Annotated in this window: 11 protein-coding genes and 2 pseudogenes; 4 read left to right on the plus strand and 9 right to left on the minus strand. The window is 68.4% G+C overall.

Annotated features, from left to right (window positions below):
• Nucleotides 1-461: 461 nt before the first annotated feature.
• The 4 genes from ACZ4RZ_RS40690 to ACZ4RZ_RS40705 form a co-directional block, all read right to left on the minus strand.
• Nucleotides 462-1760 (minus strand): MAB_1171c family putative transporter, encoded by a 1299-nt coding sequence (locus ACZ4RZ_RS40690; RefSeq protein ID WP_467752484.1) that lies wholly within the window; start codon nucleotides 1758-1760, stop codon nucleotides 462-464.
• A 226-nt stretch (nucleotides 1761-1986) separates the two neighbouring features.
• On the minus strand, nucleotides 1987-3171 hold the full coding sequence (locus ACZ4RZ_RS40695) for an MAB_1171c family putative transporter (protein ID WP_467752485.1): 1185 nt from the start codon (nucleotides 3169-3171) through the stop codon (nucleotides 1987-1989).
• 3 nt (nucleotides 3172-3174) lie between these two features.
• Complete coding sequence (locus ACZ4RZ_RS40700; protein ID WP_467752487.1) at nucleotides 3175-3705, minus strand: toxin-antitoxin system, toxin component; 531 nt, start codon at nucleotides 3703-3705, stop codon at nucleotides 3175-3177.
• 772 nt (nucleotides 3706-4477) lie between these two features.
• Complete coding sequence (locus ACZ4RZ_RS40705) at nucleotides 4478-4801, minus strand: putative quinol monooxygenase (protein WP_467752488.1); 324 nt, start codon at nucleotides 4799-4801, stop codon at nucleotides 4478-4480.
• 146 nt (nucleotides 4802-4947) lie between these two features.
• On the opposite strand from ACZ4RZ_RS40705, the gene ACZ4RZ_RS40710 reads away from it, so the two are divergent.
• The 3 genes and pseudogenes from ACZ4RZ_RS40710 (at nucleotide 4948) to ACZ4RZ_RS40720 (ending at nucleotide 7569) form a co-directional block, all read left to right on the plus strand.
• Nucleotides 4948-5781 (plus strand): helix-turn-helix transcriptional regulator, encoded by an 834-nt coding sequence (locus tag ACZ4RZ_RS40710; protein WP_467752490.1) that lies wholly within the window; start codon nucleotides 4948-4950, stop codon nucleotides 5779-5781.
• Nucleotides 5782-5933: 152 nt separating this feature from the next.
• Nucleotides 5934-6626: an SDR family NAD(P)-dependent oxidoreductase gene (locus tag ACZ4RZ_RS40715; RefSeq protein WP_467752492.1), complete on the plus strand. Its 693-nt coding sequence runs from the start codon at nucleotides 5934-5936 to the stop codon at nucleotides 6624-6626.
• 90 nt (nucleotides 6627-6716) lie between these two features.
• Nucleotides 6717-7569 (plus strand): annotated as a pseudogene (locus tag ACZ4RZ_RS40720) (IS5 family transposase).
• Here the strand turns inward: ACZ4RZ_RS40720 and ACZ4RZ_RS40725 are convergent.
• From ACZ4RZ_RS40725 to ACZ4RZ_RS40735, 3 genes and pseudogenes are all read right to left on the minus strand, one after another.
• Nucleotides 7562-7801 (minus strand): hypothetical protein, encoded by a 240-nt coding sequence (locus ACZ4RZ_RS40725; RefSeq protein ID WP_467752598.1) that lies wholly within the window; start codon nucleotides 7799-7801, stop codon nucleotides 7562-7564. The pseudogene ACZ4RZ_RS40720 and the gene ACZ4RZ_RS40725 sit on opposite strands and share 8 nt — an antisense overlap.
• Nucleotides 7758-8036 (minus strand): annotated as a pseudogene (locus ACZ4RZ_RS40730) (helix-turn-helix domain-containing protein); the annotation flags it as partial. The gene ACZ4RZ_RS40725 and the pseudogene ACZ4RZ_RS40730, both read right to left, overlap by 44 nt.
• A 67-nt stretch (nucleotides 8037-8103) precedes the next feature.
• A complete protein-coding gene (locus ACZ4RZ_RS40735) occupies nucleotides 8104-8616 on the minus strand; it encodes a PadR family transcriptional regulator (protein WP_467752493.1) in 513 nt (170 codons plus the stop codon).
• Nucleotides 8617-8671: 55 nt separating this feature from the next.
• On the opposite strand from ACZ4RZ_RS40735, the gene ACZ4RZ_RS40740 reads away from it, so the two are divergent.
• Nucleotides 8672-9361, plus strand: coding sequence for a cysteine hydrolase family protein (locus ACZ4RZ_RS40740; protein ID WP_467752495.1), 690 nt, complete (start codon nucleotides 8672-8674; stop codon nucleotides 9359-9361).
• 33 nt (nucleotides 9362-9394) lie between these two features.
• Here ACZ4RZ_RS40740 and ACZ4RZ_RS40745 read toward each other — a convergent pair whose 3' ends face one another.
• Nucleotides 9395-10720 (minus strand): serine/threonine-protein kinase, encoded by a 1326-nt coding sequence (locus ACZ4RZ_RS40745; RefSeq protein WP_467752497.1) that lies wholly within the window; start codon nucleotides 10718-10720, stop codon nucleotides 9395-9397.
• Nucleotides 10717-12642 carry a caspase, EACC1-associated type gene (locus ACZ4RZ_RS40750; RefSeq protein WP_467752499.1) on the minus strand — a complete coding sequence of 642 codons (1926 nt, stop codon included), beginning with the start codon at nucleotides 12640-12642 and terminating at the stop codon, nucleotides 10717-10719. Before ACZ4RZ_RS40750 ends, ACZ4RZ_RS40745 begins: the two co-directional genes overlap by 4 nt.
• Nucleotides 12643-12644: the final 2 nt, after the last annotated feature.

Consider the following 12644-nt stretch of genomic DNA (forward strand, 5'->3'; position numbering starts at 1 on the left):
CTTGTCCAGTGCCTTCTCCGGGGCGTGGTCAAGGGACACGGGCAGGCAGACGAGGCGTTGCCCGATCGTGTGGGAGGCCGTAGCCGTGTCTGGCGTAGCCGCGCTAGCGCTCACGTCCCCCACGTTGTTGGCCTTCTCCCCAGGGCGCGCGGTGCCGCCGTCTCTATTCCCTGTGTGCCAGGTCGTACGTCTCCGGAAGCCGATACGGCATCCTATTGTTCAGTGAAAGATACGGAGTTGACCACCGCGCGTTGCGCGTCAGTCAGCGGCGGGTAGAGCAGGGGTCAGTTGGCCGATCATCGGATGTGGCAGCTGGAGTGCGAAAGGGACGAAGGCGTAGGGGTTGTCAGTGGCCTCTCCGCCGCGTGCGCCGCTCAGACTTACCTGCCAGAGGCCGTTCTCGATGGGGATCAGCAGTCCGGCCTGGTGTGGGCCGGCCGTATGCGGCACCTCCCTTTGCGCTAATCATGGCTGGTGGTCTGGGCGGCGGCGTGCCGCCGTGCCTTGGCCACGATCGGCGACGACGACAGCGCCCGCGAGAGACGCACCATCAGTTGCGGTTTCGAAATGGACTGCAGCGTCCCCGTTCTCGCCGGTACCTCGGCGCTGTCATTGTGGGAAACCTGTACGCGGGCCGCGGCCAGCATCGCCGCCTCGGCCACCAGCGTGGCCTGGTGTGCAACATGCTGGGGTACGCCGTCACCTGCGGACGTCGCCGGCGTTCGCGGCGCTGCACGGAAGGGCTGCGTGACCGCACCGGCTGTCGACCGCAGGAGCGTTCGCACTCCGGAAGTACCATCGGCGGCAAGTGCTGCCACAGCCTCGGCGTACGCGGTCGTGCGCACCTGGTCGTCAAGATAGGGCGAGCAGGCCAAAACACCGTCCCAGATTGCGATTTCCTGTCGTGCCAGGCGCACGACGGGCGGATCCCACCAGCGGATGATCCCCTCTGCCGGCGCGCGCAGCGATTGCATCTCCGCCCACAGGGGCTTCAGAAGCCGGTAGCGCCTCAAGGCGCGGAGATTGTCAACTGCTGGCGGCCCGAGCCTCGGTATGGCGAAGCCGCAGGCGCTGGTGATGCCAGCGAGCATGACCAGCGGAGGGGACACATCGGTGGAGAGGAAATCCCAGTCGACGCCCTCCCAGCGAGCTGCCATGGCGGTGTACTTGGCGACCTGGTAGCCCGCGTCGAACGTCAGGCCGACGATGAGCAAGATCAAGCCGGCGCGGGTCACGCCATGCACCTCCCGGAGCCAGCTCACGCTCATGACGGCAAGGGCGACGGTGGCGGCTGTATGCGCGACCATGTACAGCACGATCATTTCGCGCATGTAGGGCGTGTTGGCGTAATACGTGTCCAGGTCCCGGGCCCGTTCCACGGGCACGTCGGCCAAGGCGAACAAGACCCAGATGCCTGCGATCACCAGCCCGTACACGGCCAGTACGAGCCGGGCAGCGTGCTGACGTGTCTCCGGCGGCCCGCCCTTCCAACTGATCATCAGTATGAGGTAGCCCGCGCTGAGGGCGGTCATGCCCGCGTAGACGAGCGGGGCGCTGAAGTTCGCCACGCCGGTCGTGTCATTGACGAACCGGATCGTGGGCGGGGCGGACAGGATGCACACACAGGAGCCGACCAGGAGAATCGCGCTGCTCGATGCGATGAGGGCATCCCGCCAGACTCCCGTGCCTGCCGACAGCTTCAGCCCGGCGGCAAGCAGGAGGAGAACGCCTGGAATGTAGAAGACGATGCCGCTGTCCACTAGGTCGCCCCTCCTTCGGGGGAGTTGGCCGGGGTCGGCCGTCTGGACGGCGGTCGCGGCGCCGCGACCCGACGCGGCGGACGTGGTGGCTGCGGCGACGCGGCGGCGGATGCGGGCACGGCGGCACGGCACACGCGCCTGCCGGCGGCCCGTGGGGGCAGCCACGATGGTGGTCGGTCAGGAGGGACGGGGCGACTACGTAACCCGGCGTGGAGGGTGGAGGGGCTCATGTCCGGTTTCCTTCGTCAACTGCGGCCGCAGCCGCGCCACGGGCTGTCGCGACGATGGGGGACGTGCGCAAGGCACGTGCCACGCCGACCAAGGTGGCGCGCGCGGCGAGGCCTGCAGAGTGGTCAGATCCATCGGTATTGGCGAAAGCGCCGTTGGACTGGGCGCGGACAGCAGCAGCGATCATCGCCGCGAGGCCGATGCGTGAAGCATCCTCGTTTCCGTGGCCCGCGGCCCGGGCCGCTGTCTGCGCACGCGAGCGAACCCGGTCATCGAGATGCGGGCGGACGAGGTTCAGCCCGTCCTGGATGCCGGCCTCACGCTGGGTGAGCCGCACGGAGTACGACGAATACCAGGGGATAGGGGCGGCGAGCGGGCTACTGGGGGAGACACTGCTGAGTTCGTGCCACAGGGGGCCAAGCCGCCACCAGGTCACCACGGCGTGCCAAAGCCCGATCACCCGCGGCCCCAGCAGGGGCACCGTGAATCCGACGGTAGCAACGGTAGCGGCCAGGCCCACGAGGCCGGGCGCCAGGATGGTGCTCAGGACGTCCCAGTCGTTGCCGGTCCACCGCGCCGCCACCGCGATGAGCTTCAGTGTGCTGAACGACAGGTTCAACAGCCAGGCTGCAACGAGGAGCCACAACCCGGCCCGCAGCCATCCGTGGACCTGCAGCGCCCAGCGCCAGCACAGCACCGTGGTTGCCACCGCGGCGGTCATGTGGCCGAGCAGGTACAGCGCGATCATCTGCCCGATCCAGGGCGTGGTGGCGTAGTAGGTGTCAAGATCTGTACGCCGCTCGATGGGGGCATCTCCCATCATGAAGAGGACGACGAGCAGCGTGATCAGGATGGTGTAGCCGATCTGCCAGCGCCGAGCTAGACGCCGCACATGGTCGGCTGACCCTCCGCGCCAGTGAAGAATCAACAGCAGGCAGGAGGCGCTGTAGGCGCTGACGATGGCGTAGTCGAGGGGAGCGGCGAGATTCGGGATGCCGCTGGCATGGTTCACGGCGGCAACAGTGGGCGGGACGGCGAAAATGAATCCGGCGCCACCCAGGAAGATCACCCAGCAAACCGACCGGACCAGCGGGTCACGCCAGGTTCGCACCAAATCAGGCAGCTTTGCCCCGAGGCCGGCCCACAGAGCAAGCGCGGGTATGTAGTAGGGCGAGGCGTCCACGGGTCAGACCTTGGACCGGCGGTGTCCCAGTGAGGCCCCGATCCGGCCCGCAATCTGGGTCCGGTCTGTGGAGGGGCTGCTGGGTTCCCCCTCCAGCCAGATCCGCAGATGCGTGACCGCCCGCAAGGCGAAGGTCTCGGCTTCCTGCTCCGAGCGCTCATGGAACTCGGTACGTGCGGCCACAGCCCTCACCACCTGCTGGAGATCGGCCCGGCCGCTCAGCGCTCGTGCAGCAACGGAGACGCCCGCGGCGTGGTGGCCGCAATCTCCTCTGACCATGTGCCAGATCTCGTGGCACATGATCGCAAGCTTGTGGACAGGCGCCGCCCGTTTGTCGACGAGGATGATGTCGTGCTCCGGCATGTCGAGCCACAGGCCCGTGGCGGTGCGGTGCGGGAACTCTTCTTTGAGGAGGATGACCTGACGGCCTCTGATTTCGGCGACCCTGTCAATCAGGGCGGCGAACAGTGCGTCTGGGTCCGTGGGAATGGGAAGGCTCAGCCCGTCGACCAGCTGGCCGATCAGGTTCCGCATCGCCCTGGCTTTGCCTGTGCGCACTGCTCTCCCCCCGTGAACCTCAGCATGGGGCACCGTCGGACGGCGCCCGCTGTTCCCACCCTGCCTGCAAACACCCGGTCGAAGGTGTTCGGTGCTCGTGCCGATGGGTCAGTCCCGGCGCAACACCCACAGCCAGATCAGCGGCGCGGACTCGAGCACGCCCAACTCGGTACGCAAATATGTCAAACCAGGTACCCCGTCGGCCACACCAGGCCCTGCGAAGTGCACAAGCTGAGGGGGGCTGAAATCCTGATCAGGCCGGATACAGACCGATCTGGATCTGGCGCATCCGATGCGCTCACGACGCCGTCCAGCTCAGCCGAAAGGCCCCGCCGGTGACTGCGCCCGCCGGGGCGCGCAGCGTGAACATCCCGCCTCGGACGCCATCGTGTCTGTCTACGGGACGAGGGTGCTCCCGTGATCAGTGTGACTCGTTGTGAGGACTGTCCGCTCCGAACCCTGTGCGTCCTGTGCTTTTCTGCGCTGCAGGATGGCGTCGATCCAGTCAGTCACCAACTGGAGTTCGCCTTCGGCCAGTTGCGGTGTTACCCGCGGCCAACTCCCTTAGAACGACCGGCAATAGGCATCGGGTGTGGGGGAGGCTGCAGAGCAGGCACGGGTCCACGTGATCATGGAGTCTCTACGCTCAGTGATCACGAAGGATGGCCGTGCCCGCGCTGCCGTCTTGCTACTCGAAACCGCTCAGCATCGGAGGACGACCATCAGGACCGCCGTGCTCCGGGTCGGCCTACCGTGCCGGGCGGAACGGCTGCAGGAAGCGGATCCCGTCCTTGATGCTGCCGTCCATCAGTTCCAGCAGTTGGGGCACCAGGTCCTGCATGCGGGGTGCCTGCAGGTGGCCTTCGAGGGCCTCGCGGCTCTCCCAGCGCTCGAAGATGACGAACGCGCCCGGTTGTCCCTCGACCTGGTGAGCCTCGTAGTCGATGTTGCCCGCGTCGTAGCGTGATGCGGTGACGGCGGCTGTCATGAACGCCTTCATCGCGGCTTCCTTCCCGGATTTGGCCCGGGCTTCCCACAGCACGGTGACGTAGTGGTTCGACGTGGTGGTCATGCTTGCTCCTCCTGACTCCGAACAGCATCGTTGTGCGCCGTTCACGACTCGACACTGAGCCCAGGGGAGCGTCGGCGGGAGCTACGGGGCTTCGTGGTACAGCGCGTACCACCCAGCGGGGCGGGGTGTGCGGGAGGATGGTGTGCATGGATCAACTCGGTGCCGCGCTGCGGGCGTGGCGGGACCGGCTGGATCCCGTGACGGTGGGCTTGGCACACGGGTCACCCCGTCGGGTCCCCGGTCTGCGACGCGCGGAGCTGGCGACGCTGGCCGGCATCTCGGTCGAGTACGTGGTCCGGCTGGAGCAGGGACGGGTGGCGACACCCTCGGCGCAGGTCTGCTCGGCCCTGGCTCGCGCCCTGCACCTGTCCGACGACGAGCATGCTCACCTTTTGCGCATGGCTGGTCACGCAGCGGATCCGAGCCGGGTTCCGCGAATGATCCCAGGGAGCCTGTACCGGATCGTGGACCAGCTCGCCGGCAACCCGTTGGCGATCTACGACGCCACCTGGCAGTTGCTGCACTGGAATCCGCTGTTCGCGGCCACGTTCGGCGATCCCACGGTCCGCGGTGTGGGAGATCGCAACGTCCTGGTCTGGCAGTTCCTGGGTGAGCTGCCCCGGGTCCGGCAGACGGCGGCCGAGCGGGCGGCGTTCGAGGAGTCCCTCGTCGCCGACCTGCGCGCGACGACGAGCCGGTACCCCGACGATCCCGACCTCGCGGCGTTGGTATCGAGGCTGAACCTCAGCCCACGGTTCTGCGAGTTGTGGAGCCGCCGAGCGGTGGGCGGTCACCAGAGTGCGCACAAACTCGTCCAGCACCCGGATGTCGGAGACATCGCCATGAACTCCGACATCCTCAACACCCAGGACACGAACCTCCGCCTCGTGGTGTACACGCCTCAGCCAGGCACCGCCGCCCGCAGCAAACTCGAATTCCTTGCGGCCATTGGGGTCCAGAGGATGTCTCCTCAGAAATGAAGGCCCGCGTTCCGCCTCGTCCGGTGGACCAGGCTGCTGGGTGGTACGCGCGGTACCAGGAAGTCCCGTAGCTCCCGCCAACCCTCCCGGGGACCCAGCATGGAGTGCGTGAACAGCGCACGACCGTGCTGTTCGGACCAGGAGGAGCCAGCATGACCACCACATTCATCACCGGGGCCAACAAGTCCCTCGGTTTTGAAACCGCTCGTCGCCTCGTCGAGGCGGGGCACACCGTCCTCCTCGGTGCCCGCCACCGTGAGCGCGGTCGGGCCGCGGCCGAGTCGCTCGGCGCCCGGTTCGTTCAGATCGACGTGACCGACGACGCCTCGGTCCAGGCCGCGGCCGCGGATGTCGCCGCGCATGAGGGAACGATCGACGTCCTGGTCAACAACGCCGGCGTCCTTGGCAAGGTCGGCCCCGTCGAGGAGTACACCGCGGCCGACGTGAGCGCCGTGCTCGACGTGAACGTCGTCGGGATCGTGCGCGTCACGCACGCCTTCCTCCCGCTGCTGCGCAAGTCGCCGAACCCCGTCATCGTCAACGTGTCCAGCGGGATGGGCTCCTTCAGCATGACCCAGGACCCGGCGCGGATCGAGTCGCGGTATGCCCTGCCCCTCTACTGCGCCTCGAAGGCCGCGGTCACGATGCTCACGACGCAGTACGCCAAGGAACTGAAGGACGTGAAGGTCAACGCCGCAGACCCCGGGCAGACCGCGACCGACTTCACCGGCGGCCTCGGACACAGCGTCGCCGACGGCGCAGAGTCCATCGTGACCCTCGCGACGATCGGCCCGGACGGGCCGACGGGACAGTTCATCGACCGATCCGGGAACCTCCCGTGGTGAACCTGCCCTGAGCTCAGGGTCGGTCGACCCGCCGCCCTGCGCGTACCTCATGCTCGTAATCTCTACGCTCAGTGATCACGAAGGACGGCCGTGCCCGCGCTGCCAGCTTGCCTGCTCGAACCCCTGTGGGACCAGTTCGCCGCGCTCCTCCCCGTCCGGGAGGAGTTCGTCGTCGGCCACCCGCTGGGCTGTCACCGCCGCCGGATCCCCGACCGAACCGTCTTCGAGCACGTCGTGCTCGCGCTGGTCCATGGTTCCGGCTACGAGCGGATCTCCACGCCCGGATGCTCGGACCGCACCATCCGCCGACGCCTCAAAGAGAGGGTCCCGGCAGGGGATTTCCAAAGTGCTGCACGCTCTCGCCCTGGACGCCTACGACCGGATGATCGGCCTCGACCTTGGCGAGATCTCGGTGGACGGCTGCATCACCAAGGCCCCGTCCGGCGGGGAGAAGGCCGGCCGCTCGCCGGTAGACCGGGGCAAGCAGGGGCTGAAGCGCTCCGCCGCCTGCGACGCCCGCGGCGTCCCGCTGGGGATCGTCTCCGAGGGGGCCAATAGGCATGACTCGCCACTGCTCGGACTGACCCTGGACGCCGCGCAGGAGCAGGTCGGCATGCTGCCGGACACCGTGAACGTCAACCTCGACCGGGGCTACGACAGCATCAAGTCCCGTGCGTTGATAGCCGAGTTGGGGTTCACTGCCGAGATCGCCCGCAAGGGTGTACCCGCCCCGATCCAGGCCAGCAGGCGCTGGCCCGTCGAGCGCACGCATTCGTGGATGAACGGCTACGGCAAGCTTCGGCGCTGCACCGAGAGAAACGGCAGGGTCGTGGACTTCTACCTCTACCTCGCCGCTACCCTCGTCACACTTCGCATGCTGATCTGGCAGGCACGCAGCCGCTACCGCTGGGATGGCCGACCCACCAGCCGCCGCCTCAAGTGATCCATTTGCCGGTCGGTCTTAGCCCGTGCGTGTTGCGCAGCCGGGCCATCGGATCGGCGGCCTGACGCTCCAGGTCCTGCAGGATCGACTGGAGGGCGATGTTGAGTGAGGCGTGCGGTTCTGCGGAGAGCCAGCCGTTGGGCTGGCCGAAGAAGAACTTCTCGATGCCGGCCTGCGTGGAGGCCAGCGGGCCGCCAGAACGGACTGGGCGCCGCTCCGCGCCCTGCGGCAACGCTGATTGGGGCGTCGAAGCCGTCGGCGTTGAAGTTGTGGATCACGTCCGGGACCCGGTCGTCGCTGGTTAACGTCACCTCGGCGATCTTCGCCACCGGCATGCCCTGCGCGGACAGCAGCACCATCTGGGCCCGCCGCCAGGTCACCACCGAGCCGGCGCCCCGGCGGATGATCCGCAGCGGGCGCTGCCCCTCGTCGTCGTCAATCTCGCGGACCCGTACCGGCTCTGCCACTCCCACAGTCTCTTGGAAAGAGGAGGTGTCCGGGTCCAGAACATGCGGGGTGCCTGCCGACGCCGTGTCAGGCCAACGCGCCCCGAAGCCAGGATCTTTCAGCGCGGCTGGTGGCGCGGGCGATGGTGAGCATGCCGCGTCGGTAGGGGTCGTCGGTGTCGTCCGCGCCCAGTGAGCGGTCACCGTCATGGAAGAAGCTCGCCGGCTGTTCCAGGAACTCCAGCCGGCGGCGCGGTACCGCGTGCTGGTCAGCAGTGTCGGGCAGGTGGGAGAGGAAGTCCAAGATCGTGAAGTACCGGGTGCTGTCGCTGATGTCCAGGCCGTTGGCATCCCGCAATCGGCGCAGCAGCTCACAGCGGCCGGCGTCTGTCAGGTTCAGGGTGTGCCGCTGAGCGGCCAAGGCGCCCGGTTCGGCCCGTCGGCCGAGCAGCCCGGCGTTGACCAGCCGGTTGATCGCCGGGTAGAGGCTGCCGTCGCTGACCGGCCGGACATGGCCGGACAAGTGAGCTATCCGGTGGCGCAGTTGATAGCCGTGCAGCGACCCCTCGGCCAGGAATCCCAGGATCGCGAGTTCGAACATGCCGTTACTCTCGCACATCGAAACGAGATACCTCGAATCGATGCAGGAGGCGGGAATGACGTACACCGAAGAATGGGTGACCACGCGAGCGCGCAACACCTACGAGCGAGGCCGGGCATCGTTCGACATACGGCCCGAGCGGACAGCACTGCTGGTCATCGACATGCAGGACGAGCTCGTTCAGCCCGGCTGGAGTCCCTACTGGGTGCCCGCGGCCACCCGGATGGCGCCCCGGCTGCAGCAACTGGTCGAAGACTGCCGGGGCGCCTCGGTCCCGGTGATCTGGACCATCGTCGACGACACCCATCTCGGACTGGACCGGCCGCACGCCCTGCGCTTTCTCCCGCACGCCGACAGCGACCGGCACCGACCAGGCCCTGCCGAGGTATGGGGCCACATGGGCCGCCGTCCCGATGAAGCCTTTATCCGCAAGCCCTCCTACGGGGCGTTCTACGACACTCCGCTCAACACAGTGCTGCGCAACCTCGATCGCAACACGGTCATCGTCACGGGAACGCTCACCAACTACTGCTGTGGCACCACGGCCCGGCAGGCATATGAACGCGGCTACAAGGTAGTCTTCGGATCCGATGTGACGGCCACCGACGACGAGTCTCGGCAGGAACCAGAACTCGCCGTTCTGCGTAAAGGTTTCGCGCTCGTGCTGACCGCCGAAGAGATCGCCAATCGACTGACCGCAGCTGCCCCGGGGTCAGACGACGAGGAGCGGGCGAACGTTGCTTGATGCGGCACTAGTTTGGGGAGACAGCCGAGGAGATCACTTCCGGACCTTCCCGCGGAAAGCCGGAACCCAGCGGAGCCAGCCGCGACGCGGGATTCGCGGCAGCGGTGGTGTGTCGGCGGGCAGGAGGGCCGTGTGGGTGCGCATGGACACCTCGTCCATGGGGCCGGGCTCGGGTTCGTCGCGGTCCGTGGTGCCGGGGACGTACGGCGGACCGCTGCCCGGAGGCGGGCCGAAGGTGCCGAGGGACGGTGGCGCAGGCAGGGTGAGCGGTGCGGGTACCGGGGCGCTGCCGTTGAGTACCACGGTGCTCGGGTCCGTCGGCTGTGCCTCGTCGGGCGTCGCGGCACGGGGGGCGAACAGGGACCTGGTGTCGTCGTCGGTGGGGAGCGGCCAATCCTGCAGAACGGTCTGCGGCGACGACTGGCGCGAACCATCCCACGCGAGGGCCCTGCCCTCGTGTTCCAATGTCTGGCGTTGGATGTGTGCGGGCAGCCATTGCCCATGGGCCAGTAGCCGGGAGATCCGATCCGTCTCCGCAGCGGGCAGCGTTTTGATCAACGCGTCGATCGAGGGCCGGCGCTCCGGTTCCTTCTGCAGGCAGGGTTCGACCAGTGAGGCGATCTCCTCGGGGAGCCCCGTGAGGTCGGGGTCCTCGCGGATGACCCGGAAGGCCGTCTCGACCGCGTTCGCCCCCACGAAGGGGCTGACGCCGGTGGCGGCGAAGGCGAGCGTGCACCCCAGCGCGAAGACATCACTGGCGGGTCCCACCTCGGTGCCCCCCCGGATCAATTCCGGTGACATGTAGCCCGGCGTTCCCACGGCCACGTTGGTCGCGGTGAGCCGGGTCGTGTCGACGGCGGCCGAGATACCGAAGTCGATCACGCGAGGGCCATCCGCGGCGAGCAGGACGTTCGAGGGTTTCAGGTCGCGGTGGATGACCCCCGCAGAATGGATCGTTTCCAGCGCGCCGAGCAGTCCGAGACACAGCGCCAGCACCGTCTCAGTGTCGAGCGGTCCGGACGCCTCGACCGCCTCGAGTACCGAGGGCCCCGGGACGTACTCGGTCGCCAGCCACAGATGCTCGTCGCGAAGTCCGCTGGATCCCAGAACAGCGGCGCTGAACCTCCCGCTGATCCGCGAAGCCACGTCGAGCTCGCGCACGAACCGGCTCCGGAAAAGCTGGTCCTCGGCGAGCTGATCGTGCAGCACCTTGACCGCGGCCAGCTGCCCGGTCATCGAGCGGCCCAGATACACCCGGCCCATGCCCCCGGAGCCGAGCCGTCCGAGCAGTCGGTAGGGGCCGATCTGTACGGGGTCCGAGGCCCGCAGGGTGTGGTCCGGTCCGGGGGCTGCGGTCACCGTGTACCTCCGGGGGTCCCGGCCCCGTAGAAGATATGCCTCTTGAACCGGCGGTCCGCCTTCTTGCGCCAGTGCGCCAACAGGATGCGGTTCTCAGTGGTTTCGGGTGCATCGGGGCCCAGCACGCGGTCGAGGTCCGGCAGGACGGCGTGGAACTGGCGGATTGCGTCACCCACCGCGCCCTGGACCGCCATCCAGTGGGCCAGCCGGGCTCGGCTGACCACCGTGACCCGGTCGTCGGGGCCGAGCACCCAGGCGAGGTCGCTCACCAGCAGGGTGAACAGCGCCACCGCTGACTCCGGTTCGCCCGTCTCGCCGGTCCAGTGGGCGAGCTGGCTGCGGGCGAGCAGGGTCTCGCGGTCGTCGGGGCCCACGACACGGCTCAGGTCCGGCACCACGGCGTCGAACAGCTCCCGGGCCCGGTGCCGACGGCCCGCTGCTCCTGACCACTGGCCCAGCCGCGAGCGGCTGATGAGGGTGTGCCGGTCGTCCGCCCCGAGGGTCCAGGACAGGTCCGGTACCAGGGTGGTGAGCAGCCGCACGGCGGGCTTCGCGCCACCGGCCCGCCCCGTCCAGTGCGCCTGGTTGAGCCGCCCGGTGAAGGTCTCGCGGTCCTCCGCGCCCAGGACGCGAGACAGGTCGGGTACGAGTTCGCCAGTCAGCCGTGCCGCCGCCGCAGGGGCGCCCGCCTCCCCGGTCCAACGGGCCAGCCGGCCCCGACCGATGAGGGTCTCGCGGTTGTCGGGGCCAAGGATGCGCGTGAGGTCGGGGACGACGGACGTGGTGAGTCGCAGCGCCTCGTGGTGCTGGCCCGATTCGCCGATCCAGTGGGCAAGTTGACTCTGACCGACGAGGGTCGCCTGGTGGTACGGGCCCAGCACCCGCGTCATGTCCTTGACGGTGTCGGTGGACAGCCGCAGCGCTTCCGCGGCGTCGCCCTCCCTGCCCGTCCAATAGGCGAGGTTGATGCGGCCGATGAGGGTTTCGGGGTTGTCCGGGCCAAAGGTCCGGGTGAGATCGGGCACGACCTCGCTGAGCAGCCGGATGGCCTCGGCCGTCTGGCCCTCCTCACCGCGTCGGCGGCCGAGGTCCCGGCGTGCCAGCAGCCCGTCCCGGCTGCCCGGCGGCCCGGTCACGTTCGGCTCGACGACGGCGCCGCGCCTGCCGCGACGCCTGGGGCGGGTCAGGATCAGGAACTCGGCGGTGTCGGTGCCGCACTGCTGCGGTTCGGGCAGGCCCTTCGCCGGCAGGACACGCTTGAGGTGCCGGAACAGGGCGCCGAGCGTGACCTCGGCCGCCGAGGTGGCGGGGATGCCGTCGCGCAGGGCGAGCAGCAGTTCGCCGGTGAACGCGGTGTGCCGTTCGCCATCCCGGAAGCGGGCGGGTTCGTTCGCGGCGGCAGATGTAAGGGTGTAGGTCCCGGTGATCTCCATCTGGTCGATGAGCGGCTCGTGCACGTGAGTGGGGGAGAGGCCGCCCGTGATGGCCCGCCCCGAGAAGCAGCAGTCGAGGATCAGCACCCTGTTGCGCGCCGGGCTGGCCAGGAATGCCTCGCGGATGCCCTGGAAGGGGAAGGCTGTGAAGGAGGGCGCGTCGGCTACGGACTTGGCAAGCCCGAGGTACAGCTCACGCCGCTCGGGGCCGACCATCCCGTGCCCCGCGTAGTAGACGAGGAAGACGTCCTCGGCCTGTCGTGCGGCTTCCAGCAGCGGCAGTCCGAGATCCCGCGGGGTGGCCGGGTCGAGCACGACTCGGGTGGTCTCTGCTGAGAAGGCGCCGGGCCGCCCTTCAGTGAGCAGCCGTTGGAGGTCGCGGACGTTGTTGCGTACGGCGGGGACGTTCGGGAGGAGAGGGTCCTCCGTGTACGCCGCTGTGCCCAGCAGCACGGCGCGTGAGCGGCCCGGGTTGGGTGGACGCAGCATGG

The organism is Streptomyces sp. NPDC027189, assembly GCF_055566975.1.

Coding starts and splice junctions, on each gene's coding strand:
- ACZ4RZ_RS40700 (WP_467752487.1), bottom strand. CDS start 3,705: ATGCGGAACCTGATCGGCCAGCTGGTCGACGGGCTGAGCCTTCCCATT.
- ACZ4RZ_RS40705 (WP_467752488.1), bottom strand. CDS start 4,801: ATGACCACCACGTCGAACCACTACGTCACCGTGCTGTGGGAAGCCCGG.
- ACZ4RZ_RS40710 (WP_467752490.1), top strand. CDS start 4,948: ATGGATCAACTCGGTGCCGCGCTGCGGGCGTGGCGGGACCGGCTGGAT.
- ACZ4RZ_RS40715 (WP_467752492.1), top strand. CDS start 5,934: ATGACCACCACATTCATCACCGGGGCCAACAAGTCCCTCGGTTTTGAA.
- ACZ4RZ_RS40735 (WP_467752493.1), bottom strand. CDS start 8,616: ATGTTCGAACTCGCGATCCTGGGATTCCTGGCCGAGGGGTCGCTGCAC.
- ACZ4RZ_RS40740 (WP_467752495.1), top strand. CDS start 8,672: ATGACGTACACCGAAGAATGGGTGACCACGCGAGCGCGCAACACCTAC.
- ACZ4RZ_RS40750 (WP_467752499.1), bottom strand. CDS start 12,642: ATGCTGCGTCCACCCAACCCGGGCCGCTCACGCGCCGTGCTGCTGGGC.